23 protein-coding genes are annotated in these 22,977 nt (G+C 67.8%); 11 read left to right on the forward strand and 12 right to left on the reverse strand.

Features of this window, described 5'->3' with window-relative positions; all coding sequences use genetic code 11:
• Positions 1 to 97: 97 nt before the first annotated feature.
• Positions 98 to 1,129: an EAL domain-containing protein gene (locus tag HQ325_RS22880; RefSeq protein WP_308014780.1), complete on the forward strand. Its 1,032-nt coding sequence runs from the start codon at positions 98 to 100 to the stop codon at positions 1,127 to 1,129.
• A gap of 54 nt (positions 1,130 to 1,183) precedes the next feature.
• Here HQ325_RS22880 and HQ325_RS17155 read toward each other — a convergent pair whose 3' ends face one another.
• The 3 genes from HQ325_RS17155 to HQ325_RS17165 all read right to left on the reverse strand — a co-directional run bounded on the left by HQ325_RS17155 (position 1,184) and on the right by HQ325_RS17165 (position 4,336).
• Positions 1,184 to 2,806 carry an FAD-dependent monooxygenase gene (locus HQ325_RS17155; RefSeq protein ID WP_222631366.1) on the reverse strand — a complete coding sequence of 541 codons (1,623 nt, stop codon included), beginning with the start codon at positions 2,804 to 2,806 and terminating at the stop codon, positions 1,184 to 1,186.
• 134 nt (positions 2,807 to 2,940) lie between these two features.
• Complete coding sequence (locus HQ325_RS17160) at positions 2,941 to 3,663, reverse strand: TetR/AcrR family transcriptional regulator (RefSeq protein WP_222631367.1); 723 nt, start codon at positions 3,661 to 3,663, stop codon at positions 2,941 to 2,943.
• Positions 3,664 to 3,727: 64 nt separating this feature from the next.
• Positions 3,728 to 4,336 (reverse strand): TetR/AcrR family transcriptional regulator, encoded by a 609-nt coding sequence (locus HQ325_RS17165; protein ID WP_261778481.1) that lies wholly within the window; start codon positions 4,334 to 4,336, stop codon positions 3,728 to 3,730.
• A gap of 112 nt (positions 4,337 to 4,448) precedes the next feature.
• On the opposite strand from HQ325_RS17165, the gene HQ325_RS17170 reads away from it, so the two are divergent.
• The gene (locus tag HQ325_RS17170) at positions 4,449 to 5,063 is read left to right on the forward strand and encodes an NAD(P)H-dependent oxidoreductase (protein ID WP_222631370.1); all 615 of its coding nucleotides are present in this window, start codon (positions 4,449 to 4,451) and stop codon (positions 5,061 to 5,063) included.
• Between the two features lie 35 nt (positions 5,064 to 5,098).
• On the opposite strand, the gene HQ325_RS17175 is transcribed toward HQ325_RS17170, so the two are convergent.
• On the reverse strand, positions 5,099 to 5,536 hold the full coding sequence (locus HQ325_RS17175; RefSeq protein ID WP_222631372.1) for a hypothetical protein: 438 nt from the start codon (positions 5,534 to 5,536) through the stop codon (positions 5,099 to 5,101).
• 183 nt (positions 5,537 to 5,719) lie between these two features.
• Between HQ325_RS17175 and HQ325_RS17180 the strand changes: the two genes are divergently transcribed.
• Complete coding sequence (locus HQ325_RS17180) at positions 5,720 to 7,612, forward strand: acyl-CoA synthetase (RefSeq protein WP_222631374.1); 1,893 nt, start codon at positions 5,720 to 5,722, stop codon at positions 7,610 to 7,612.
• Here the strand turns inward: HQ325_RS17180 and HQ325_RS17185 are convergent.
• Genes HQ325_RS17185 through HQ325_RS17200 form a run of 4 tightly spaced genes read right to left on the reverse strand, consistent with a single transcriptional unit; the run spans position 7,576 to position 10,062 of the window.
• Positions 7,576 to 8,058, reverse strand: a complete 483-nt coding sequence (locus HQ325_RS17185) for a preprotein translocase (RefSeq protein WP_261778483.1) — start codon at positions 8,056 to 8,058, stop codon at positions 7,576 to 7,578. The genes HQ325_RS17180 and HQ325_RS17185 overlap by 37 nt on opposite strands.
• The gene (gene tatC / locus HQ325_RS17190; protein ID WP_222631376.1) at positions 8,046 to 8,828 is read right to left on the reverse strand and encodes a twin-arginine translocase subunit TatC; all 783 of its coding nucleotides are present in this window, start codon (positions 8,826 to 8,828) and stop codon (positions 8,046 to 8,048) included. Before tatC ends, HQ325_RS17185 begins: the two co-directional genes overlap by 13 nt.
• The gene (locus HQ325_RS22620) at positions 8,825 to 9,058 is read right to left on the reverse strand and encodes a twin-arginine translocase TatA/TatE family subunit (RefSeq protein ID WP_261778484.1); all 234 of its coding nucleotides are present in this window, start codon (positions 9,056 to 9,058) and stop codon (positions 8,825 to 8,827) included. Before HQ325_RS22620 ends, tatC begins: the two co-directional genes overlap by 4 nt.
• Before the next feature lie 23 nt (positions 9,059 to 9,081).
• Positions 9,082 to 10,062 carry an intradiol ring-cleavage dioxygenase gene (locus HQ325_RS17200; protein ID WP_222631378.1) on the reverse strand — a complete coding sequence of 327 codons (981 nt, stop codon included), beginning with the start codon at positions 10,060 to 10,062 and terminating at the stop codon, positions 9,082 to 9,084.
• A gap of 161 nt (positions 10,063 to 10,223) precedes the next feature.
• On the opposite strand from HQ325_RS17200, the gene HQ325_RS17205 reads away from it, so the two are divergent.
• Both HQ325_RS17205 and HQ325_RS22885 read left to right on the forward strand, forming a co-directional pair.
• A complete protein-coding gene (locus tag HQ325_RS17205; protein ID WP_027505563.1) occupies positions 10,224 to 10,559 on the forward strand; it encodes a nuclear transport factor 2 family protein in 336 nt (111 codons plus the stop codon).
• A gap of 12 nt (positions 10,560 to 10,571) precedes the next feature.
• Positions 10,572 to 11,384 carry a MerR family transcriptional regulator gene (locus tag HQ325_RS22885; RefSeq protein ID WP_222631379.1) on the forward strand — a complete coding sequence of 271 codons (813 nt, stop codon included), beginning with the start codon at positions 10,572 to 10,574 and terminating at the stop codon, positions 11,382 to 11,384.
• 93 nt (positions 11,385 to 11,477) lie between these two features.
• On the opposite strand, the gene HQ325_RS17215 is transcribed toward HQ325_RS22885, so the two are convergent.
• The 3 genes from HQ325_RS17215 to HQ325_RS17225 all read right to left on the reverse strand — a co-directional run bounded on the left by HQ325_RS17215 (position 11,478) and on the right by HQ325_RS17225 (position 14,032).
• Positions 11,478 to 11,885, reverse strand: a complete 408-nt coding sequence (locus tag HQ325_RS17215) for a hypothetical protein (protein WP_222631380.1) — start codon at positions 11,883 to 11,885, stop codon at positions 11,478 to 11,480.
• A gap of 22 nt (positions 11,886 to 11,907) precedes the next feature.
• Positions 11,908 to 12,891, reverse strand: a complete 984-nt coding sequence (locus HQ325_RS17220) for an arsenic resistance protein (RefSeq protein ID WP_222631381.1) — start codon at positions 12,889 to 12,891, stop codon at positions 11,908 to 11,910.
• 172 nt (positions 12,892 to 13,063) lie between these two features.
• On the reverse strand, positions 13,064 to 14,032 hold the full coding sequence (locus HQ325_RS17225) for a GlxA family transcriptional regulator (RefSeq protein ID WP_222631382.1): 969 nt from the start codon (positions 14,030 to 14,032) through the stop codon (positions 13,064 to 13,066).
• Positions 14,033 to 14,186: 154 nt separating this feature from the next.
• On the opposite strand from HQ325_RS17225, the gene HQ325_RS17230 reads away from it, so the two are divergent.
• The 5 genes from HQ325_RS17230 (at position 14,187) to HQ325_RS17250 (ending at position 21,439) form a co-directional block, all read left to right on the forward strand.
• Positions 14,187 to 14,819, forward strand: a complete 633-nt coding sequence (locus tag HQ325_RS17230) for an isochorismatase family protein (protein ID WP_222631383.1) — start codon at positions 14,187 to 14,189, stop codon at positions 14,817 to 14,819.
• A 33-nt stretch (positions 14,820 to 14,852) separates the two neighbouring features.
• The gene (locus tag HQ325_RS17235) at positions 14,853 to 15,494 is read left to right on the forward strand and encodes a dihydrofolate reductase family protein (RefSeq protein ID WP_222631384.1); all 642 of its coding nucleotides are present in this window, start codon (positions 14,853 to 14,855) and stop codon (positions 15,492 to 15,494) included.
• Between the two features lie 41 nt (positions 15,495 to 15,535).
• On the forward strand, positions 15,536 to 19,042 hold the full coding sequence (locus tag HQ325_RS17240) for an AAA family ATPase (protein ID WP_222631386.1): 3,507 nt from the start codon (positions 15,536 to 15,538) through the stop codon (positions 19,040 to 19,042).
• Positions 19,043 to 19,120: 78 nt separating this feature from the next.
• Entirely contained in the window at positions 19,121 to 20,137 is a 1,017-nt protein-coding gene (locus HQ325_RS17245) for a LacI family DNA-binding transcriptional regulator (protein ID WP_222631388.1), read from the forward strand.
• A 117-nt stretch (positions 20,138 to 20,254) separates the two neighbouring features.
• Positions 20,255 to 21,439: a phytanoyl-CoA dioxygenase family protein gene (locus tag HQ325_RS17250; protein WP_222631391.1), complete on the forward strand. Its 1,185-nt coding sequence runs from the start codon at positions 20,255 to 20,257 to the stop codon at positions 21,437 to 21,439.
• Between the two features lies 1 nt (position 21,440).
• Here HQ325_RS17250 and HQ325_RS17255 read toward each other — a convergent pair whose 3' ends face one another.
• Positions 21,441 to 21,644 (reverse strand): zinc-ribbon domain-containing protein, encoded by a 204-nt coding sequence (locus tag HQ325_RS17255; RefSeq protein ID WP_027505576.1) that lies wholly within the window; start codon positions 21,642 to 21,644, stop codon positions 21,441 to 21,443.
• Positions 21,645 to 21,713: 69 nt separating this feature from the next.
• Here HQ325_RS17255 and HQ325_RS17260 point away from each other — a divergent pair, with 69 nt between their 5' ends.
• On the forward strand, positions 21,714 to 22,976 hold the full coding sequence (locus tag HQ325_RS17260; RefSeq protein ID WP_222631393.1) for an MFS transporter: 1,263 nt from the start codon (positions 21,714 to 21,716) through the stop codon (positions 22,974 to 22,976).
• Position 22,977: the final 1 nt, after the last annotated feature.

Here is a 22,977-nt window from a genome sequence, read left to right on the forward strand (position 1 = left end):
TGCTCGGTAACTCGATCCCCGATCAGCGTCCCGACATGCGTGGGACCCGTAGGCTGGGAGTGATCACAGTCGCTCCGCAGCTGAGCGGCGGCGGAGCATCCCCGATGTCCGTACCCAGTACAGCGTCTTCATCAACGTCGAACCGCACATCGGGCCCGTCATACCCGACTTCGCGCGCAGGGTGCTCGACAGCGTCGACCGCCCGATCAACGTCGTGATCGAACTGACCGAGAGGTCGTTGCTGTCCGATCCCGCCACGCTGCTGGCGGTGGTCGACGCTGCTCGACGACTCGGGTGCTCGGTGGCCCTCGACGACGTCGGGGCCAACGAGGCCACGGTCACCATGCTGGAATTCGTGGCACCGGACATCATCAAGCTGGACTGCACGCTGGTGCAGTCCGATCCGAGTCCGGCACAAGCGCGAGTCATCGCTGCGGTGCGTGCGCACGCCGAGTTCACCGGCGCGACGATCCTCGCCGAGGGTGTGGAGAACGAGGAGCATCTGGCCCGTGCCCGAGCGCTCGGTGCCACCCTGGGGCAGGGCTGGCTGTTCGGCCGACCCGCGGCGTTGCCGTCCGACACGTCGCGACGCCGCGACGTTCTCGAACGGACGCCGTCGGTGGTGTCACGCAGAAGGTCGCCGGCGAGTTCCGCAGTGCCGGAGGTGCCGTCCGATCTGTTCGGGGAGATCGCGCCCCTGGTGGGGCGAAAGGCATTCGTGCTGAGCATGGCTCGGCAGATCGAGGACCACGCCCGCAACGCCGCGGACCCGCTCGTCGTGCTGTCGGCGTTTCAACGCGCCCGGTGGTTCGCACCGAACGTGGTCGACCGGTACGCCGTTCTCGCGGCACGGCACCCGTTCATCGCCGCGCTGGGAGTGGGCCTACCGGACGAGCCGGCGCCCGGAGTGCACGGTGCCGCACTCGATGCGACCGAACGATTCTCGGGCGAGTGGACGGTGACGGCGGTGGGCCGGCACTACTTCGCGGCGCTCATCGCTCGCGACCTCGGCGATGTCGACGTTCCCGACGCCGATCGGCAGTTCGAGTTCATTCTCACGCACGACCGTCGCCTGGTCGTGTCGGCAGCACGGTCGCTGATGAGGCGCGTGCTGCCTTCACACCGGTGATGCTCCGTCACTCCGAGCCCCAGCGCTACTTGTCGGCCACAGACGTGGTTGCTGTCACCGTTCGGCGCGATCCGACCGCACCACTCCTGCTATCCGTACGTGGTCCGCATCGGTCAAGTCACGGTCGCTGCCATAGACGAAGTGATCAGGTCGCACGAGAATGCCGGAGGCACCTGACCGGCGAAATTGACGTTCGAGTACCTGCTCGCTGTCGACGACATGGCCGTCGGGCACCTGATGCGTCGCCAGTGCGGAGGATCGCTGCAGCCGAATCTCGGACACCCCGGCCTCGGCCAGTCGACGCGGGATCGGAGCGGACGGGAACCCTACCCAGGTCCATCTGTCCGCCAGGAGGGTGTCGAGGCGCACGGGAGTGAGGTCCGACCCCACCACCCACGGCTGCGCGACGAAGGATCCGCGCAGGCTCGCCCGACGTGCGTTGGGGGCGAAGAATCCCCGCCGTGTCCCCAGTGTGTACCGGGGCTTCATGCTGAGCCCGGCGAGCCATGATCTGACTCCGGGTGTCTTCGACGCTGCGATGAACGCCGTGTCGCGAAGGCGGGCAGTGGTGGTGTGACGCAGCATGACGATGCGGCCGATCGTCAAGGAGAAGCGGGTCAGGCTGACGACGTTCGGTCGTCGTTCGGGCTCGTACGTCTCGAGCAGCGACGGGTCGGCGCCGTCGTGCAGGACGGCGTCGATCTTCCAACACAGGTTGGCCACGTCTCGGACCCCGGACGACACACCTTGCCCGGCGAAGGGTGGCATGATGTGCGCCGCGTCCCCGGCCAGGAAAACCCGCCCCGCACTCCATCTCTCGGCCTGACGGATGTGGAAGGTGTAAGCCCAACTCCGAAAGATCTCGACCTGGTCGTAGTCGATTCCGCGCTCGGCGAGCAGAGATCGCAGGCCCGCCTCGGACTGCAGGAACTCGATGGTCTCGCCCTCGTTGACGCGGAATTCCACTCGGTGGTAGCCCATCGGGCAGGGGCAGTCCACGCCCGGCCTGCGGGGGTCGGAGATGAAGGTGAAATCGAGCGGCGCATCGGACGGCAGGTGGTACCAGGCGCGGAGTTGGATGTCGAACCACTGCTCCTGGATGTGCTTGCCCGGCAGCGCGATGCCGAGCATCTTGCGGATCGAGCTGGAACCGCCGTCGGCAGCGATCACGTAGCGAGCCCTCAGTGTCCGATCGGGCCCGCCGGCAGTGGGCCTCAGAGTCAGCGTGACCCCGTCGGGGCCCTGTGTGAGCCCCACGGCATCCAGGCCTGCGGTCACGCTCACCATGGGGTAACGGTCGATGCCGTCACGCAGTATTCGCTCCAGCTCGGGTTGGTGGTAGAACGCCATTCCGGGAACGCCCTGCTGGTAGCTGTCCGCCGAGTGGGTGGTGAGGAATGTGTGCTCACCGTGTTTGAGATGCACCCGTACGTCCGTGGACATGGTCGTCAGCATCTCGTCGAACAGACCGAGACCCTGCCAGACGCGGTGCGCGTCCTCGTCCGAGGCGATGGCGCGCTGGCGCGGGTAGATCTCCACGTCGCGCTCGACGACCGCCGTCCGTATTCCTCGCTGACCTAACAGGTTCGCGGCGGTGGCCCCGGTGGGACCCAGGCCCACGATCACGACGTCCACATCGTCCATCGGTACGGGTGAATCGACTCTGGTGCTCGCCATGTCCTGCTCTCCTCGCGTGTGACCACATGTCCCGGACCGGTGAGCGACGAGGCGCTCCAGCCGTCGCGGGCCGTGGTCCGATCGTCACGTTCGGGTACCGAGCGGGGCAACCGTGTTCACACTTGATGAAGTCATCAGTCGCGGGACCCTGCGGAGTCCCGATCGTGGGGGTGTGGATCTGGGAAGCGTCGCGCGGGCGGGAGCGGAGCGGGGGCGCCGAATCGCCGAGCCGGGAACGTCAGTGGGTGGGATGCGGCGGCGGTCGCCGTGTTGTCGTCGAGCCCGAACATCCGAAGCAGCCCCGCAGCGAGGGCGCTCACGGTCCGTGTCACGTCCAACGACGGGTCTGCTGCAAGCAGGTGGAGGCAACCCAGGAGTGACCCCGCAGTGCACGCGAGAGCGGTGTCCAGGTGATCGATGGTCAACCTGCCCGAGTCTGCCGCTGCCTGTAGCCCGGCCGCGGCTCGGGGCGCGAGAGCCGTGTCCTTCGCCAGGTACTCGAAACCGAGTCGCATCACGATCTCGGCCATCACGCGGTGGGACTCGAGTAGATGGGCGGTCATGCGCACGCCGTTGGCGAACAGCACGACGGGATCGTCGATTCCGTCGCACGCCTCGTCGAAGAACGATCCGAACTCGGTGAGTGTCTCGGCGATCGCGACGTCGAACAGGGCTTCCTTGTTCGCGAAGTGGTTGTAGAAGCTCCCCACGCCGATATCGGCACGGTCGGCGAGTTGCTGGACACTCACCCGCGAGCCGATGTCACTGGCGAGGAAAGCGCATGCCGACTCCACCAGCAGTGCCCGCGTCTGCTTCCGTCGCCTGTCGTGCCGGGTGACCGACGTGCTCTCGACCATGGTGAGACCTGCTTCCGACCGGCTTCCGCGAACGGTGATCGTATCTGCACAGGTGATCATATGATCAGCGTGGTGGATCACCGGCGGCTCGACCAGACCGGTCGGCGCCGCGTCGACGACTGCGTTCCACTCCGTCGACGATGGTCGCCGTCAATTCGTCGTACGCCTCCCGGGTGTCCAAGATCCCCGCAGCTGCTTCTGCGGAGAGTGCTTCCGCTGCACCGAGAACGGCGGTCATGGTCGACGCCGGAAGTGCTCCCTCTGCGAACGGTTCGAGGAATGATCGACACCGATCCGAGTAGGCGGCGTCCGACCGGCGCTTGTAGTCGGCCAACTCGGGTGCGCCTTCCAGGGCTGCGGCGACGCCCGCCAGTTCGCGCCCGTGGGTGACGACGCAGTCGACATGCGCCGCGGCGATGGCGCGCGCTCGCTCGGCGAGTGAGTGCTCGACTGCGTCGAGCGCCTGCTCCAGTACGAGTGTCTGCGTCGCGTCGTACGCCTCGAACAAGGCCACCAGCAAGGCTGCGCGTGACGGAAAGTGACTGTAGACAACAGGTTTGGTGATACCGGCCGCGTGCGCGAGTCGACCCAGCGTCAGTGCGTCGGTGCCTTCCTCGCGCACGATCGTCCAGGCCAGGGTCACCAGTTGGCCGTGGCGATCCTCTCTCGTCATTCGCACCCGTGCCATCGACACCGTCCCGTCTCCTATGTACCATCGGTAACCTACTGTTGGTAACCTACTATCGGTAACTTACTGATGGTACATCCCGACCGAGAGGATCGTCATGACCGCGCTCGTCGTCGTCGCCCACCCCGACACCACGTCCTTCACCCAGCGTCTCGCTCGCTCCGTCGCCGACCGACTCACCGAGGACGCCGTGTCCACCGCTGTCGCCGACCTTCATGCCGAGGGCTTCGATCCACGGTTCTCGCTCGAGGACCGCGCCGGATATCCGGCGGGTGGGACTCCTCCTGCGGATGTGCTCGCCGAGCAGCGTCGCCTGGACGGTGTCGACGACCTGGTTCTGGTCTTTCCGGTCTACTGGTGGTCGATGCCCGCGCTCCTCAAGGGGTGGGTCGATCGCGTCTTCACCGACGGGTGGGCATTCGACACCGGAGTCACGCCGACCGGACGCAGGCTCGACCACCTGACCGTGCATCTGGCCATGGTCGCGGGGGAGGACGCCGAGGGATTCGCGAAGCGCGGCTACGACACCGCCCTGTCCACCCAGATCATCACCGGCATTCTCGGATACACCGGCGCGCGAACCGGTCACACGAGAATCGTTCACGACTCGGAAGCACGCTCGAGGAACTCACTCGCGCAGGAAGCCCGGTCGATCGTGGACGGTGTGGCGGCCCTGGTCGGTTCCTCGAAGGCCGTGTCCGTCATACCGTGAGCCCGTCGTACCGTGAGCAGGCCGTGCCCTTCGCGTCAGGGTGCCACGAAGCAGAGCGGACCCACCGCGGTCGCGGGGTTGACGGTGACGGTCGCGACCGGCCCACCCGCGGACGTCTCGTACGCCATGAGGGAATGCTCGCCGGGAGTCGTCGGCGTCCACAGGGACACCTTGTGTCCCGCGATCACCGGCGACGACCAGTAGCCGTCGAACTGCCAGGCGAACTCCTCCAGGGGCATGATCGACTCGGTGTCCAGTGGAGCGATGTCGACGCGCGGGCCGGAGAGATCGGCAGTGCGGGCCACGGCGACGTACGTGCATCCCACGCCGTACGGCGTGGTGGGACCGAAGCTCAGTCCGGGCAGGATGTCGAGGTCGACGACCTCGGCGTGTGCCGTTCCCGACGCGAGTAGTGCGGCGGCCGAGCACGCTGCGGCGACGAACAGGGAGCGGGCGACCCGCGACGTTGTCATACCACCTGGTCGGTGTCGGGCGCCTCGGCGTTACATCCCCTGTCGAGAACCGTCGACCCTTGACTGCGCATACGATCGTAAGTGATGATTTCGTCAACAAGGAGGTGTGGCGATGTCGTGCGATCTCGCAGCAGGGAACGGCGCTGGTACCGGGGGGCTTCGGTCGACGGCGCGGTACGGCCGATGACCGGCGTCGTCGAGTCTCTGTTGTGGCCGGTCATGAATTCGCCGGACGATCTCGCCGGCGTGGAGTCGATACCGCTCGGCGACCGCGCGCTGCCTGTGTCCACCTACGCGCTACTCCAGCGGGCGGCCTCACTGTGGCCCGATCGCGACGCGGTGATCACTCTCCCGGATGCCGCGCACTGGTCACGTCCGGTGCGTCGTACGTACATCCGACTTCTCGCTGATGTCGACGCCACTGCGCAGCTGTTGTACGACAACGGCATTCGACGTGACGACGCCGTCGCGTTGATGTCTCCGAACTGCGACGAGCTCATCACCGCCACCCTCGCTGCTCAGGCAGCCGGTGTCGTGGCGCCAGTCAACTCCGGTCTGACGGCCGACCGCATCGCCGACCTCGTCGGCCGGGCCGGTGCGACAGTCCTGATCGCGGCAGGTCCCGAGCTGGACGCCGACGTGTGGGCCGCGGCGTGCGAGGTGGCCGAGCGTAGCTCTGTCACCACCGTCTTCGCGCTACGGCCGACCGGTGCCCGCGGTGAACCCGAAGCACTGTCGGGGCCGGAGGGCGTGACGGCGGCATATCTGTCCGACGCTGTCATCGCCGGGCGCCGTTTCGTCGGTGAGCCTCCTCGGGCGGGCGATCTGGCCGCGTTCTTCCACACCGGCGGCACCACCGGCAATCCGAAGCTCGCTGCGCACACTCACCGGAACGAGGTGGCGAACGCGTGGATGGTGACCCTGAGTTCGACCCTGGACGACGGTGCGACGCTGTTCGCCGCGCTGCCGCTGTTCCATGTCAATGCACTCGTCGTCACTCTGCTCGCACCGATGTTCCGCGGTCAGACCGTCGTGTGGGCCGGCCCTCTCGGCTACCGCGATCTGTCGCTCTACAGCGAGTTCTGGAAGATCGTCGAGCGTTACCGCATCGCCGCCATGAGCGCGGTCCCGACGGTCTATTCGGTCCTCGCACACTGCGCCGTCGACGCCGACATCTCCAGTCTGACCTCGTGCATCGTGGGCGCGTCCGCACTGCCGGCCGCGGTGAGGGCGAGCTTCGAGCAGCACACGGGGGTGACTTTGCTGCAGGGCTACGGTCTGACGGAAGCCACCTGCGCCAGCGCGCGGAGCCTGCCGGGTGTGCCGCGACACGACTCTGTCGGACAGCGGTTCCCTTATCAACAGATCGCCGCTGTTCGCATCGAATCCGACGGCACCAGAACACGTCTGCCGGTCGGCGAGATCGGAACCCTCGAGATCAGCGGCCCCACCGTGTTCGCCGGGTACGTGTCCGCACGCACCGACGCCGGCCACGTGCTCGAGGGACTCGGCACACTGCACGACGGGTGGGTCGACACCGGCGATCTCGGTCGAGTCGACGCCGAGGGCTTCGTTCACCTCACAGGGAGGGCGAAGGACCTCATCATCCGTGGCGGCCACAACATCGATCCCACCCTCATCGAGGACGCGCTCCTGGCTCACCCGGCGGTGACCGGCGCCGCTGCGGTCGGTGCGCCGGACCAGCACTCCGGTGAAGTGCCCGTCGCCTACGTCACCGTCGGGGACCCGCACGAGGTATCGGCCGACGACCTCGTCGCCTGGGCTCGCGATCGAGTCGCCGAGGACGCCGCTGCGCCGCGGTCGGTGACCATCGTCAGTGCGCTCCCACTCACCGATGTGGGCAAGCCGTACAAGATCGCCCTGCGCGCCGATGCCGCGCGATCGGTCGTCGTCGCGGCACTCGAGGGGCTCGTGGATGCGGACGCGGTCGACACCACCCTCGACAACGGCATCGTGTCCGTCGTCGTCGACGTTCCGAGTGGCACCGACAGCACTGCGATCGACGCCATTCTCTCCCACTACACCGTTCCGTGGCGCGCCGGCACGTCGACCTGAACGCCCCCTGACGGCTCGCTCACGTCCGAGCCGGTGCCGGGTGCGGCGGCGATTCGCCGTGGGTCGTCGGCGGGCAGCGAGGCGATGAGGGTGCGGACGGGGTGCGAGGACGGTCCTGTCACCAGGTACTTCTGGCCGGGGCGCACTCGCTCCGCCTGCTCGATCATCTCGTCGGTCACGACGGTCCCCGGCGTGGTGTCGTGTAGCGCGTCCCGCAGGATGCGACGCGGGTCGTACTGCCGTAGGTCGAGCGACTCCCACTCCGAACGGTGGAGCGGCACGCCCATCTCCCGCTCCGCCGTGGCGCGCGTCGTCTCGACGAACTGCTTCAGCGTTCGAATCGCGCGGGTGAGGTGGTGTGCGTAGCCGGGCAGCCGGCTCGGTCCGAGGACGAGGCCGGCGATGACGGCGACGAAGAACAGCTTCTCGAGAGTCAGTCCGAACATGGGGTTCTCCCGATCGTGGTGGGGTTCGAGGTGAGTGCCCGCCGGTCGTGCACGGTGGTGATGGCCACGGCGGCTCCGAAGAGCGCCGACATCGGCAGTGCGACGAGAAACATCGACAGCACGTCGGCCGCCGGCGTGACGAGCGCGCTGAAGAGGGCGATGACGACGACGATGATCCGCCAACTGCTGCGTAGACGGTGGGCGGACAGGACTCCGAGGCAGTTGAGCATCACCAGCAGCACGGGCAGGACGAACGCGACCCCGGTGGCGAGGACGATCTTCATGACGAAGTCCACGTAGTAGGAGGCGTCGAGGATGGTGCTGTCCTCCTCGGAGGAGAAGCTCGCGAGGACGGTGACCATGCGGGGGAAGATGAGGAAGCCGAAGGCGCACCCGGCGGCGAACAGTGGCACCGCCGCCGCGGTGAAGCCGAGGACGTACTTCTTCTCCCGAGCCGTGAGGCCGGGGGTGAGGTAGGCGAACAGTTCTCGCAGCCAGACCGGGCTAGACAGGATGATTCCCGAGAAGAGGCCGATCCTCATCTGCAGGTCGAAGGCCCCGGTGACGGTGTCGTAGTTGAGGCTGGCCTGACGGGACTGCGCGAGTTCCTCCACCGGTGTGCGCAGGACGTCGAGGATCTGGTCGGAGAGTACGAAGCCGAGAATCACTCCGACGACCAGCGACACCGCCGCGCGGGTCGCGCGGCGGCGTGCCTCGCTGACATGCCCGGCGAGGGGCATCGTGCCTCGCGCGGCGGTGGTCGTGGTCATGAGGCGTGTCGGTACGGCGCCGGGACGCCGTCCGCGGCGGTCGTGGTCGAGTCGACGGCGTCGACGCGTCCCGTCGACGGCGTGGGGGTGTCGTCGCGGACCTCGTCCTTGAGGATGCGCATGGACTGCCCGACGCCTTTGGCGAGGGAGGGGAGCTTGGTCGAGCCGAAGACGAGAAGCAGGATGGCGAGGACGATGAGTGCGTGCCAGCCGGTCAGGTTGTGCAACATGATGATTCCTTCTGTGTGAGTGGTCAGTTGGACGGTGCGGCGGGAGGGGTCCCGCCGCCCATGGGAGGTTGTCCGCCGCCGCCGGGCCCGCCCCCTGCGGGTGCTGCGCCGGCGGCGGGTTCGGTGGTGGTGTCGACGGCGACGGCCAGTGATCCGACGTAGCCGGAGGTGGGGTCGCCGGTGAAGGTGCCCATCTCGAGGCTGTGTCCGTCGCCGAACACGTTGTCGTTGTCGAGACTGCCGATCTGCGCGAGGTTCTCGGTCGACCCGGCGTAGGTGTCCAGCTGATAGACGGCGTCGAGCATGTCCTGGGGGAAGGCGACCTGGGAGGTGGCTATCGCGTTGTCGGCGGTGGTGGCGGAGGCGACGTCCGGGTAGACCTCGAAGTGGATGTGCGTCCAGCGGCCGGAGTAGCAGGCCGGGACGATGGTCGTGAAGGTCACGACGCCGGCGGCATCGGCGACCTGGACGCCGCGCAGATATGTTTCGTCCTCGATGCCGTCGGAGTACATCGAGTACTTGCCGGCTGCGTCGCAGTGCCACAGGTAGACGGCGGCGCCGGTGAAGGGGTTGTTGTCGTTCGCGAGGTCGGTGACGGTGAAGGTCATCGACAACGGGACTCCGGCGGCGACGGTGCCGCCGTCCAGGCTCGAGGTGACGTCGGCGCGGACGATTCCCGATTCCTCGAGGACGTTGACGCCGTTGCTTCCGTCGGCCGGGTAGGGGCCGTTGGTCTCATCGGGGATCTCGTTCGTGGCGACTGCGGCGGTGGCGACAGCGGTGGCGGTCGTGGTGCTCGCGGTGTCGGACGACCCCGAGCACGCGGCCAGGGCCAGTGCTCCGGCTCCGGCGCCGACGACGCTGAGGACTCTGCGGCGTGTGACGAGAGTGGCGATGTCGAAACCGACTCCCTGATCGACGACGTCATCGTCGGGCCGGGGGAGTGGGCGCCCGGCGTAGGTGGGCCGAACGGGTGTGGGGGTGGGTTCCGGAACGGTGCTCATTGCGGTGGCTCCTCGGTTGTCGCGGTGTGCGTTTCGGTGTGGAGTCGATACTTCGTGAGGTTCCGGGGAGCGGCCTGCACGCCAGCTGTGAGGCACCCGGGAGTGTGTGTGGTCCGGCCACCACTTGACCTTCACCTCGGGGCAGGGCTGATTCTCGGCACATGACCACCACAGATGCTCCCGACGTCGTTCTCCGCTACCTCGATGCCGCCGACCGCGACGACAGCGACTCACTCACGACATGCTTTGCTCCGGACGGAACCGTGACGGACGAAGGCCACACCTACCGGGGCCGCGACGAGATCCGCGCGTGGCGTGAGACCGTGGCCGGCCGCTACACCTACACCACGACGGTGACGGGGTCCGAGCTCGTCGATGCGAGGAATCATCGAGTCTCGGTACGTATCGCCGGGAACTTCCCCGGTGGGGTGGCCGACCTCGTCTACCGATTCGAGCTCGCCGACGGCGTGATCGCACGGTTGACCATCGGTGGATGAGAGACTGGGTCCGTGGCGGCGCGGGTGACCATCGGCGACTTCTCGACGATGACGAGACTGACGCGAAAAGCGTTGCGGCTCTACCACGATGCTGGCATCTTGGAACCGGTCGACGTCGATCCATCGAGCGGGTACCGCTATTACGACGTCTCCCAGGTCGCGCGTGCACGGATGATCAAGCGTCTGCGCGACCTCGACATGCCGCTTTCCGACGTGCGGTCCTACGTCGCCGCGGAGAACGACAGCCTTCGGCGCAGTGTGCTCACGCAGCACCTCGATCGCCTGGAGTCGGAATTGCGGCGGACGCACGACGCGGTGTCGTCTCTCCGCTCACTGGTGAACGAGTCGACGACGTCGCCGTCGATCGAGATGCGGACCGACCCACCGATCGTCGCCGTGGCCGTCAGCGGCACCGTGACGCTGTCCGGCGTCGCGGAGTGGTGGAATACCGCGCACGACAGCCTGATCGAGCGCCTGCGTAGTGCTGGAATCGAGGCTGTCGGGCCGCTCGGGGCCGACTTCGACAAGGAACTGTTCGCGGACGAGACGGGCTCCGCATCATTGTGGAACCCCGTCGACGCGGGGAATGCGGCTCGGTGCGGTCTCGACGTGGTGACGGTTGCCGGAGGCGACTTCGCCGTGGCTCTGCACGACGGGCCGGACGCCCGGATCGACGAGACATACTCTGCGCTCGGCACCCATGTCGCCGAACACGGCATCGGGCGAGACGGACCCGTACGCGAGCGCTATCCGCGAGGCGTCCACCTCGAGGGGGAACTGGTGACGGAGATCTGGTGGCCGGTCCGGGACCCCACCCCGCTGTGACCCCGGCTGTCAGAGTCGGAGGGGCTCCCCGAGAACAGCCTCCGACCTGAGCGCTCTCGTCCACCGCAGGGCCAGGGAGAGGTGAACGACGGCTCACGTGCCGTCTGTCGGTGATCGCCGTACGTCGTCCACCAGCAGCGATGCCTCGCGTAGCCCCAGCCCGGGGTGTGTCTCCCGCAGTGCTTTCACTGCCATCACTCTGGACGGCGCCGACGCCACGGCAGTCTCGACGTCAGCTCGCGGAACCTCGGCTGGATCGAGGGAAGGTATCCGCCTCGTCGACCGGGCGCTGCCACCGAGGAACCACGCTTTGACGAAGGCAGTACCGGCGTAGACGACGAGGACGACCGACGCTGCGGCCTTCGCGACATGCCACCACGACGGCGACGAGACCAGCGAGGACACCGCGTCGGGGAGGACGAGCGCGGCGACGAACACCAGGAAGAACGTTGTGCCCGCTTTCTCCACAGCAGGTCGTTCGAACCACGAGCGATCTGTCATTCGTCCACCATCACACACGGCATCAGGTTCGCGCGGCGGGTACGAGCCGCGGAATCAGTCGCACGTAGACCACCATGCCGAGCAGCTCGACCAGTGTCTGTGTCACCACCACGACGGCAGCGAGGTCGAGTGCCGGCGGAAGGGCGAGGGCAAGCGGGAGAACGACGAGAGAGTTACGAGTCGCACCCGAGAAGACGAGAGCTCGCGTCGACGGCACGTCCTGACCGAACGCCCGACCCACGCCGATGCCGGCCGGCGCCATGACGACGAGGAACGCGACGAAGACGAGGGCCGCGGCGATCAGTCGGTCGAACTGGCCGCGCACCGAATCGATCTGCGACGCGGTGACCACCGCGAGCGTCGCCATCATGAGGGGCACCATCGCGGCGGCCATCACGTTCATCAGCCGCACGCCGGCCCGATGCCGTCGGGCGAGTGCTTGCGTCAGTGCGGCCACCGTCAGAGGGACGACGATGAGCAGGACGAAGGCCTCCACGAACGGTGCCACGTCGATGACGGCCACCGTCTCGGATCCGGCGAACACCCACAGCCAGAGGGGAAGCAGGGCGACCTGCAGCAGCATCAGCAGGGGAGCGGCGGCGAGTAGTCGTGTCGACGCGGCACCCGCGAGCCCACTGAACACGATGACGTAGTCGATACACGGAGCGAGCATTACGAGCACGATGCCCACGAGTACCGCCTTCTCGTCCGCGACGACCCGCGTGAGGGCGAGGACGACCACCGGGACCACCACGAAGTTCAGGACCGCGACGGCCGCGAGGAAGCGGACATCACGGAGGGATCGACCGATCTCCGCGAACGGGACTGCCAGGAACGTCGCGTAGAGCAGGGCGACGAGTACCGGATCGATGGCGTGTTCGAAGGTCGGGGCAGTCTGCGGGAAGGTCAGCCCGACAACGGCTCCGACGGTCAGTGCCGCGAGATACAGGCCGATCTGGTGTCTGTCCCACCACCGTGCGGCGGGGCTGTTCGCCCAGTCGGTCATGCGACGACACTAGGCGAGAGAATCACTGATCAGCAGTCCACCACTTCAGAAGGGGCGTCGTCTGCTGCGAGTCACTGCGGTCGGGGTGTGGCGCAGCCACCAGCAGATGACCGCCACCACCCCCTCGTGGTCGACGCAGTCCACCATCCTCCGGTCCGATCGGACCTTCGCGTCAGGCCGGGAGGTGTGTCCGATCGCGTGAGGTGAAGTGGCGGCGGTACTCCGACGGCGTGGTCGAGAAGGAGGCGGCGAAGCGTTGACGAAACGTCACCGGGCTGCCGAATCCGCACGCGGACGACACGGCATCGATGGACCAGTCCGTCGTCTCGAGCAACCGTCGGCCCTCGTCGAGCCGGCGTTCGAGAACCCACCGCGCGGGTGTCGAGCCCGTCGAGCGCGTGAAGTGGCGAACGAAGCTGCGGCGGCTCATGCGCGCGTGATCGGCCAGGCGGTCGATCGACAACTCCTCGTCGAGATGGCCGAGGATCCACTCCTGGACATCGGCGATGGTCGTGTCGGCGGCAGGTTCGCCGAGGGGCCGTTCGATGTACTGCGCCTGCCCACCCTCGCGGTGCGGTGCGACCACCAGCTGCCGTGCGACCCGAGTGGCGGCGGCGGTGCCCAGGTGTTTTCGCACGAGGTGCAGACACGCGTCGATCGAGGAGACGGTTCCTGCCGAGGTGACGACGTCGCCGTGGTCGATGTAGAGAACGGACGGGTCCACGGTGCTGCCGTCGCTGCGCTCTGCGAGGTCGGCGAGTGCAGCCCAGTGCGTCACGACGGAGCGTCCTTCCAGGAGGCCCGCATCGGCCACGGCGAAGGCGCCCAGACAGAGGCCGACGATCATGGCGCCGCGTGAGTGTGCCTCGCGGACAGCGTGTCCGACGGTGTCGCCGAGACGCGGGAGCGACGTGTGCCAGGACGGCACGATCACGATGTCGGCCGTGGTGGTGACATCTGGACCAGCCACGTCACCGAGCACGTGTCCCTCGGAGGTCGTGATGCTGCCGGGCGAGTCCGACCACAGCGTCGTCTCCCAGTCGGATGCCAGACCCAGCCGCTGCACCTCGCCGAACACCATGAGCGGGGCGGCGAGGTGGAACATGGTGACGTCGTCGAACGCGTAGATCGCGATACGCACGGCTGACTCCTCCGATACAGAACTCGAGTTGGCTCGAATCCATCGTAAGCGTGCATACGTGCCACTGTTCTGCGACCGAAGGCGGGAGAACACTGAGGTGGTGGGTCGGCCCGGTCGGGCAGACCACGTCACACACCGTCAGGAAAGAGGAGACATGACACCACGCCGGGCACTGATCGTCGTCGATGTGCAGCAGGAGTACTTCTCGGGGCCCCTCGAGATCGCCTACCCGCCTCGCGCCGAGTCGCTCGCCAACATCGTGTCGGCCATCGAGACGGCCGTCGACGCAGGAATTCCCGTCCTCGCGGTGCAGCACAGCATGCCCGAGGGTGCACCGGTCTTCGTCCCGGGCACCGACGGCCACGCCCTGCACCAGGACATCGAGTCGGCGCTGCCTGCGGGCGTCACACGCGTGCAGAAGCAGTACGGCAGCGTCTTCGCGGGAACGGACGTGGCCCAACATCTTCGGGCCCGAGACGTCGACACGATCACGATCGTCGGCTTCATGACCAACAACTGCGACCTCGCGACTGCCGTCGAGGCCGAAGGTCTCGGCTTCGCGGCCGAGATCCTGTCGGACGCGTCCGGTGCGATCGACCTCTCCAACGCGGCGGGAACCGCGTCCGCGAAGGTCGTGCACACGACGCTCATGACGCTGCTGCACTCGAACTTCGCGGCGGTGGCCACGACGGCCGCGTGGACCGACGCGGTGCGCGCAGAGACGCCGCTCGACAAGAGCAATCTCGTCGAGTCCGCGATGACCGGCCGTGACGCCGTGCGAGTCTGATCACCGACCACCTTCCTCCAGCCGGGAGCAGACATGACGCAGTTGTCGAGAGTGCAGAACTTCACCGTGTCCCGCGACGGGGTGGCCGCCGGCGTCGAGCAGAGCCTCGAGAATCCCTTCGGCCTGGACCATCGAGAGCTCATGTCGTGGTACCTCGGCACCGCGAGCATGCCGGGACGCCCCGGATCCGGCGGTACCCGCGGCCTCGACGACTACTTCGCTCGGGACTTCGCCAACAACATCGGTGCCGAGATCATGGGACGCAACAAGTTCGGCCCACAACGCGGACCGTGGGCTGATCACGAATGGCAGGGATGGTGGGGGGACGAGCCGCCGTTCCGCACGCCGGTCTTCGTGTTGACGCATCATGTGCGGCCGTCCCTCACCCTGTCCGACACCACCTTCCACTTCGTCGATGCCGGCCCGTCCGATGTCCTGACGCAGGCGAAGGCTGCGGCGAACGGTCGAGACGTCCGGATCGGTGGCGGTGTCACCACGGTCCGGGAGTTCCTCGACGCCGACCTCCTCGACACGCTGCACGTCGCGGTCGCGCCCGTCGATCTCGGACCGGGGCTGGCGCTGTGGGAGTCCCCGGACGATCTGAACGATCGCTTCGAGCACGAGGTCGTGCCCAGTCCGAGCGGAGTCGTGCACCACCTGTTCTGGAAGCGGTAGCAGACGTGAGGCTCCCGCCGGCCCCGGGATAACTTACAACTGTGTCGCTTCCCTCTCGTGCCGTGATCCGGCTGATCGGATCGCCGCGGGTGGAGAGCGACGCGGGCGTCGTCGACGTCCGGGCCTTCGGGGGACCGCGATGCGCGACGGTGTTCTCGTATCTGGCCATGAATCACGGTCGCGGTGTGGTGTACGGCGAACTCGCCGCGGTGATCTGGCCGGCGGACCGACCCACCACCTGGTCGTCGGCCCTTCGCAGCGTCCTGTCCAGGGTCCGCGAGCTGCTGGCGACGAGTGCGGCACTGGCGGGTACCACGGTGTCCAGTCGATCTGGTGCGGTGACCCTGACACTCGGCCCCTCGGTGATCGTCGATCTGGATCTCGCCCGTCGACACCTGGATCCCGATCATCACTCCGCGGACGCGCGTGCCGATCGCGCCGGTGAGTTGCTCGATCTGCTCGGCGCTCCACCTCTGGACGGCCTGCACGGAACCTGGGCGGACGAGGTTCGCATCGTGTTCGGACGCATTCGACTCCGTGCTCTGGAGGTGGACGCCGTCGCCTCGCTCGATCTCGGTCGCCACGAGCACGCGCTGGCCCGAGCACAGGAACTGCTCGACTCGGACCCCTTCTGCGAGGCCGCCTACCGGGTCGCCATGCGTGCGCACGACGCCCTCGGAAACCGTGCTCGCGCGCTCGGTGTCGCCGAGCGATGCCGCACAGTGTTGGCCACCGAACTCGGCGTGGAGATGTCCGCGGAGACCCAGCGAGTGTTCGTCGAGTTGCTCCGCGGCCCTGACACCGGCGAGGTGGCCACGACGCCGTCGGCGGAGATGGTCGTCGTCCCGGCTCGACACGTGGACGGCGACCGCGTCGACGTCGATTCTCCGCACGACTCGCCGTTGCTCGTGGGACGTACGAGCGAACTCGACGTCATCGCGTCCGCCGTCGCGGCGGCCGCGGGCGGCGCCGGTCAGCTCGTCGTGGTGTCCGGCGACGCCGGCGTCGGGAAGACCACGGTGGTGACCGCTGCGCTGAAGCGCGCCGACTCCACCGGAGCCGACGTGTTCTACGGGCGGTGCAGCATGGACACGGTCGTCCCGTTCGAACCGTTCATCGACGCTCTCGGGCGCGAGAGCGACCGGGACGAGGACGACCCCGCGGCCCTCGCCGTCCGCGGCATGCTGACGACCGGGTGGGTCGACACGGATCGGTGGTCGGCCGAGGGGCCCGACGCGGACCATCGCGCGATGCTCTCGTCGGCGATGGAACGATGGTTGACCGGGCCCACCCGTCGTCGGGTGACGGTGTTCGCGATCGACGATCTGCAGTGGGCGTCGCAGGCCACGCTGTCGGTGCTGCGATTTCTCGTACACGCCGCGGGGCGCCACCGACTCTGTGTGGTGGTCACCATGCGCGGGGCACAGGTCGACGGCCCCACCGCGGACCTGCGGTCCGCGCTGCCGCCGTCCTCGGTGCACACGGTGTCGATCCCGGCACTCACCGTCGAGGACGTGCAGGACTGGACGCGCCGGCGCGGTAGCGCGCTGGACCCGATCTGGTTGCACGGCTGGACATCCGGATCGCCGATCTTCCTCCAGGCCGTGTTCGACGCCCATCTGCGCGAGCCGGACGGACCGTCACCGGCATCCCTGGCGGACGCCGTGCTGTGGGTGCTTCATCGCCTGACTCCGACCGCACGCGAGATCGTCACACTGTGTGCGGTGGCGGGAGTCAGCGCCACGCGGGTCGTCGTGCGCGCCGCGCTCGCCACCCTCGACGACCGTTCCTTCGCACGGGCGCTGGACGAGTTGGCCGCCGCCGGTCTGGTGACCGAGGAACGAGGGCAGGACGTTCTGCACCTACGCCATGCGCTGATCGTCGACGTCGTGGACGCCACGCTGTCCGGGGCCGATCGTGCAGCGGCTCATTCCGCCGTCGCGGCTGCACTCATCGGCTCGGGCGCCACGTCCACCGTCGATGAACTCGCCAGGACCGCAGGCCACCTCGAATGTGCGCTCGACGCCGATCGTTCGGCGGCAACGGAGTATCTGCGTCGTGCCGGCGAGAGGTCCTACGCCGTGGCGGCGTACGAGGACGCCGCCGAGTTCTTCCGCAGGGCGTCGGAGCGGTGCGTTCCCGGGGGCGACACCCGTGCGCGCTGCGAACTGTCCATCCGACAGGGTCGTTCGCAGCGGCGGGCTCTGGACCGCGGCTACCGCGCGACCCTTCTGGACGCCGCCGAGATGGCACGCCGACTGGGCGATCTCGATCTACTGCTGGACGCACTCACCGCGGACGTCATCGACGGCATCGCTCTCTTCCAGCTCTACGAACCCAACCCGAGGCGGACGGAGCATCTGCGAACAGGGCTCGACGCTCTCGAGAGGGTGGGCCGCGGTGCTTCGGGTGCTGCCGCGGAACTCCTGACCCAGATGGTCGAGGAATCGGCCTGGACCTCGATCGGATGGTCGGGTCGTGCTGCAGACCTTGCACGCGCCGCCGCCGTGGCGCGCGGCGTGGGAGACCACGACGCCCTCGCCCACGCTCTGCGTGCTGTGCTCACCGGCCTGAGACTGCCCCGATTCCGGCAGCAGCGGACCGAGGCGCTCGCCGAGCTCGTGCAGCTGATCGACGTCGGGCGGGGACATCTCGATCCGTCGCCGGCCGTCATCATGGCGCGGGCGCACATCGAGTCCGGCGATCCGCGCGAGGCCGCCGCGGCTCTCGACGCCGTGTCGTCCACTCGGCTCGCACTGGACGAGGAGGCTCTCTGGACAGTGCAGTGCATGCGAGTCGGACTTCTCGTGGCGACGGGTGACTTGCGCCGTGCTGCCGAGGTTCTCGAAGATGACGTTCGCCGCCCGCCGCCGGCGCCGATGGGGCGACACACGTGGGGCCGGGAGATGAACGCCGTCTTCCTGCTCGGGATGTTCCGAGACGGGCTCGGTGAGTTCGCGGCGATGAGGCGGGACATGGAGCCGCTCTTCGAGGCTCTCCCCGCCTATCGAGCAGCCTTCGCGTTGTCCGCCGTCGACACCGGCGATGCGGACGGAGCCCGATCCCTCGTGCGGTGGTTCGAGAACGGCAGACTGGCGGCGATCCCGGTCGACACGTTGTGGCTCATCACCGTCGTCCTGGCGGCGCGGGCGGCCGCGGCGACGGCATCCATCGTGGTGTGCGAGAACGCACTCGCACTGTTGGTCCCCTACGCCGATCACACCGTCGTGCTGACTCCCGGGGTACTCGGAGTCGTTCACCACCATCTCGCCGACCTGTGCGCGGCACTCGGACGGTGGGACGACGCGCACGCTCACGTGCTGCGTGCTCGCGCCGTGCACGCCGCCCGCGGATACCGCATGTGGGAGGCCGAGAGTGTGCTGCTCGCAGCGCGGATCGCGCGGTCGCGCGGTGAGCCCGTCGACGAGGTCGACGTTCGTGCGGCCCGGTCGACTGCGCGAGAGTGCGAGGCATCGGCGTTGCTCGACCGGCTCGAGAAGATTCCGCTCGGCCCGGTCACCCCCGACCGACTGCCCCGACAACCCTGACGATCACGTCGGCCTTGATACCGTGACGCTGATCGGGCAGTCGCACGGCGCAGAGCCGTCGTCACCTCAGGAGCAGCAGTGGCGCATCGTTACCGGGTCAGAGAGATCGCGCAACAGGCGGAGTTGAGCGAGGCCACGGTCGACCGCGTGCTCAACGATCGCCCCGGTGTCCGCGAATCGACACGAGCGATGGTGACGCGGGCGATCGCCGATCTCGACGGCCAACGAGAACAACTGCGACTCAGTGGACGCAAGTACATGGTCGATGTCGTCATGTCCGCGCCCGACCGGTTCTCGAAGACCTTCAAGCGTGCGGTCGAGGCCGAACTGCCGAGTCTCGAACCCGCCACGGTGCGCGCGCGGTTTCATCTACAGGAGAGCGCCACCGTCGAGGCAGTGGTCGCGCGGCTGAACAGGCTGCCGGGCAGTGGATCTCAGGGTGTCATTCTCAAGGCGCCCGCGGTGCCCGACGTCTCCGCCGCGGTCGATCGCCTGGTGGCGGCCGGAATTCCCGTGGTCACCTACGTGACCGACATTCCGGGGAGCCGACGGTCCGGGTACGTGGGTATGGACAATCGTGCAGCGGGGGAGACGGCCGCGTATCTGATCACCACGATGATGGCCGATCACCCGGGTGACGTCCTGATCGCGCTGAGCAGCAACGCGTTCCACGGCGAGGAGGAGCGGGAGATGGGCTTTCGCACCGCACTGCGACGACTACCCGGACCTGTGCGGACGGTCGTCGAGATCGCGGAGAACGACGGGCTCGACGAGCGCGTCGAGGCGCTCGTCCTCGACGCCCTCGACCGTCACCCCACCATCTCCGCCGTCTACTCGTGTGGCGGCGGGAACTCGGCCATCGTGCGGGCCTTCCGGACGCTGGATCGACCCTGCCGGGTGTTCGTCGCGCACGATCTCGATGCCGACAACCGGGACCTGCTGTATCGCCGACAGATCACCGCGGTGCTCGAGCACGACATGCGCGCGGACGCCCAGCGTGCGTGCCGGATGGTGCTGCACGCTCGTGATGCCTCGACCGCGGTCCGCGGATCCTCGTCACCCATCCGCATCGTCACCCCGTTCAACATGCCCTGACCGCTCGGGCGAGTCCCGTCTCGAGGGGAAACTGAGGGTTCGAAGCCTTGTCTCGAGGTGTCCGCGCCCGGCAGGCTCGACCATGACGACAACGGCCATCGGGACCGAGGAGCAGGTATGACCAGCAACATCAGCAGCCACTCGCACCGCGCGGATCGCCTCCGCGCGGCCGACTGCGACATCGAGGAGTTCCGGGCACTGGTGTCCGAGAGCACCCAGCTCGCCGACCACCCCCACGCGTCCGACGTGGTGCAGAACGTACTCGTGTACGACGGCCCCGAGCTCGCGCGGCAGGCGACCGACGACCAGGTGCGCGCCGACATCCAGGACGAACTGGCGAATGCACTCCTGAACGGCCCCGGCATCGTGGTCTTCCGCGGCGCGTTCACGGTCGATCACGCGGTCGCGGAGACCACCCGCACGTACCGGGACGTCATTCATGGCCAGCGCGAGAGCGGTGTGAGCAACGGTGACCACTTCGCCAAGCCGGGAGCGAACGACCGCATCTGGTCGGCCCTGCAGAAGTTGGCGATCGCGGAGCCCGAACAGTTCGCTCGGTACTACTCCAATGATCTCCTGGCGCTGGTGGCGGAGGCGTGGCTCGGGCCGATGTATCAGGTCACGTCCGCCATCAACGTCGTCAATCCCGGTGGCGCCGCCCAGAATCCGCATCGTGACTACCACCTCGGGTTCATGTCGACCGACACGGCCGCGGCGTTCCGGGCGCACATCCACCGCCTGTCACCGGCGCTGACACTGCAGGGAGCGGTGGCGCACTGCGACATGCCGATCGAGAGCGGCCCGACGATGTATCTGCCGCACTCACAGAAATTCGAGGCCGGCTACATCGCCTTCAACCTCCCCGAGTTCCGGGAGTATTTCGCCGACAACCACGTTCAGCTTCCGCTTCGGGAGGGCGACGCCGTGTTCTTCAATCCGGCGCTGTTCCACGCGGCAGGGCACAACACGTCGACCGACATCTTCAGGATGGCGAACCTGCTGCAGATATCCTCGCCGTTCGGCCGCGCGCTCGACAGCGTCGACCGGCAGGCCATCGTCTCCGCCCTGTATCCCACGCTGGTGGACTGGGTGGCGCAGGGTCGCGAGCGGGACGTCGCCAACGTGATCGCGGCGTCCGCTGAGGGCTACGCGTTCCCGTCGAACCTCGACCTCGACCAGCCCATCAGCGGTCTGGCGGGGGAGACGCACGCCGAATTGGTGCGGCGCGCGCTGGCAAGCGGGCTCGACGCCGCAGAGTTCGACGCTGCTGCGGTGGATCTGTTCGCCCGCCACCGCGCGTGACTCATACCTCGGTCGCGGTTCCGCAGATTCCGCACACCTCGAGCACGCGCCGCTTCCAGCGTGCGACGGGGATGAAGAAGACGCTGAGCTGCGTGTACTGCCGCATCCGCTCCCACTGGGTGGTGTTGTGGCAGCGGGGGCACGTCCGGGTGCTGCCGGCGCCGAGCGAGGACCGTTTCGTGCCGTATCCGAAGAGGAAGAACATCGGACCAGCCTAGAGGCCACCGAACACCCATGTGTGCGCACGTGCGCACACATGGGTATGGTCGTCGGCATGGCCGTTCTGCAGGTTCGATCCGAGTCCGTTCTCGCGGTCCCGGCGTTTCGCAGGCTCTTCACTGCGCAGGTGGTGGCACTGGTCGGCACCGGTCTGCTCACCGTGGCGCTGGGACTGCTGGCCTACGACATTGCCGGGAGTTCCGCCGGCGCTGTCCTCGGCACGGCGCTGGCCGTCAAGATGGTCGCCTACGTCGGGGTGGCTCCGGTCATGTCCGTGCTCACCGGCCGTCTGCCACGCACGACCGTACTGGTGTCCGCAGACGTCGTACGGCTCCTGATCGCGGTACTGCTGCCGTTCGTGACGCAGGTGTGGCAGGTGTACGTGCTCGTGTTCGTCCTGCAGGCGGCCTCGGCCACCTTCACGCCGACCTTCCAGGCCGTCGTTCCCGCGGTGATCTCCCGCGACGATCAGTACACCCGCGCGCTCTCGCTGTCCCGGCTCGCCTACGACCTCGAGTCGCTGGTGAGTCCGATGCTCGCCGCGGCGCTGCTCACCGTCGTGTCGTATCACTCGCTGTTCGTCGGCACAGCAGTAGGTTTCGCGCTGTCGGCCGTCCTCGTGGTGAACACCCGAATTCCGGACAGAGAGCCCCGGTCCGCCCCGAACGGGGCTCGGTCGTTCGGTGACCGACTCGTGGCCGGAGTGCGCCGCTTCGGTGGCCGTCCGTCGCTTCGGGGGCTGCTCGCACTGAACCTCGTCGTCGCGGCCGGAACGGCGTTGGTGATCGTCAACAGCGTCGTCTACGTGCGCGACATCGTGGGTGGGCCGGCCAGCGCCCTGGCCGTGGCTCTCGGCGTCTTCGGCGGCGGGTCGATGATGGTGGCGTTCGCAGTTCCCCGCATTCTCACAGTCGTCGACGACCGTCGGCTGATGCTCGCCGGTGGTGTGGTCGTCTCTCTCGGGACGACGGGTGCTGTCGCGCTCGCCGCCCTCCGTCCGAGTGGTGCCGCGGGCTGGGCGTCACTCGCCGTCGTCTGGGCCGTGGTGGGCGCTGGAACGTCGATGATCTCCACCCCGTCTGCTCGCGTGATCACTCGAGAATCCGACGACGGTGACCGGGACGAGCTCTTCACGGCGCAGTTCTCGTTGTCTCATGCGTGCTTCCTGCTCACCTATCCGGTGGCGGGCTGGGTGGGCGCCGAGGTGAGTCAGGTCGTCGCCGCGTCGCTCATCGCCGTCCTCGCTACACTTGCCGCGCTGGGTGCCGGTCGGCTCTGGGCTCCGGCATCGACGGTGGGCGCGCCACCGACCGAGTAGA

Source organism: Rhodococcus sp. BP-349 (assembly GCF_019835845.1).
Classification (GTDB): domain Bacteria; phylum Actinomycetota; class Actinomycetes; order Mycobacteriales; family Mycobacteriaceae; genus Rhodococcoides.

Coding starts and splice junctions, on each gene's coding strand:
- HQ325_RS17155 (WP_222631366.1), bottom strand. CDS start 2,806: ATGGCGAGCACCAGAGTCGATTCACCCGTACCGATGGACGATGTGGAC.
- HQ325_RS17160 (WP_222631367.1), bottom strand. CDS start 3,663: ATGGTCGAGAGCACGTCGGTCACCCGGCACGACAGGCGACGGAAGCAG.
- HQ325_RS17165 (WP_261778481.1), bottom strand. CDS start 4,336: ATGACGAGAGAGGATCGCCACGGCCAACTGGTGACCCTGGCCTGGACG.
- HQ325_RS17170 (WP_222631370.1), top strand. CDS start 4,449: ATGACCGCGCTCGTCGTCGTCGCCCACCCCGACACCACGTCCTTCACC.
- HQ325_RS17175 (WP_222631372.1), bottom strand. CDS start 5,536: ATGACAACGTCGCGGGTCGCCCGCTCCCTGTTCGTCGCCGCAGCGTGC.
- HQ325_RS17180 (WP_222631374.1), top strand. CDS start 5,720: ATGACCGGCGTCGTCGAGTCTCTGTTGTGGCCGGTCATGAATTCGCCG.
- HQ325_RS17185 (WP_261778483.1), bottom strand. CDS start 8,058: ATGTTCGGACTGACTCTCGAGAAGCTGTTCTTCGTCGCCGTCATCGCC.
- tatC (WP_222631376.1), bottom strand. CDS start 8,828: ATGACCACGACCACCGCCGCGCGAGGCACGATGCCCCTCGCCGGGCAT.
- HQ325_RS22620 (WP_261778484.1), bottom strand. CDS start 9,058: ATGTTGCACAACCTGACCGGCTGGCACGCACTCATCGTCCTCGCCATC.
- HQ325_RS17200 (WP_222631378.1), bottom strand. CDS start 10,062: ATGAGCACCGTTCCGGAACCCACCCCCACACCCGTTCGGCCCACCTAC.
- HQ325_RS17205 (WP_027505563.1), top strand. CDS start 10,224: ATGACCACCACAGATGCTCCCGACGTCGTTCTCCGCTACCTCGATGCC.
- HQ325_RS17215 (WP_222631380.1), bottom strand. CDS start 11,885: ATGACAGATCGCTCGTGGTTCGAACGACCTGCTGTGGAGAAAGCGGGC.
- HQ325_RS17220 (WP_222631381.1), bottom strand. CDS start 12,891: ATGACCGACTGGGCGAACAGCCCCGCCGCACGGTGGTGGGACAGACAC.
- HQ325_RS17230 (WP_222631383.1), top strand. CDS start 14,187: ATGACACCACGCCGGGCACTGATCGTCGTCGATGTGCAGCAGGAGTAC.
- HQ325_RS17235 (WP_222631384.1), top strand. CDS start 14,853: ATGACGCAGTTGTCGAGAGTGCAGAACTTCACCGTGTCCCGCGACGGG.
- HQ325_RS17250 (WP_222631391.1), top strand. CDS start 20,255: ATGACCAGCAACATCAGCAGCCACTCGCACCGCGCGGATCGCCTCCGC.
- HQ325_RS17255 (WP_027505576.1), bottom strand. CDS start 21,644: ATGTTCTTCCTCTTCGGATACGGCACGAAACGGTCCTCGCTCGGCGCC.
- HQ325_RS17260 (WP_222631393.1), top strand. CDS start 21,714: ATGGCCGTTCTGCAGGTTCGATCCGAGTCCGTTCTCGCGGTCCCGGCG.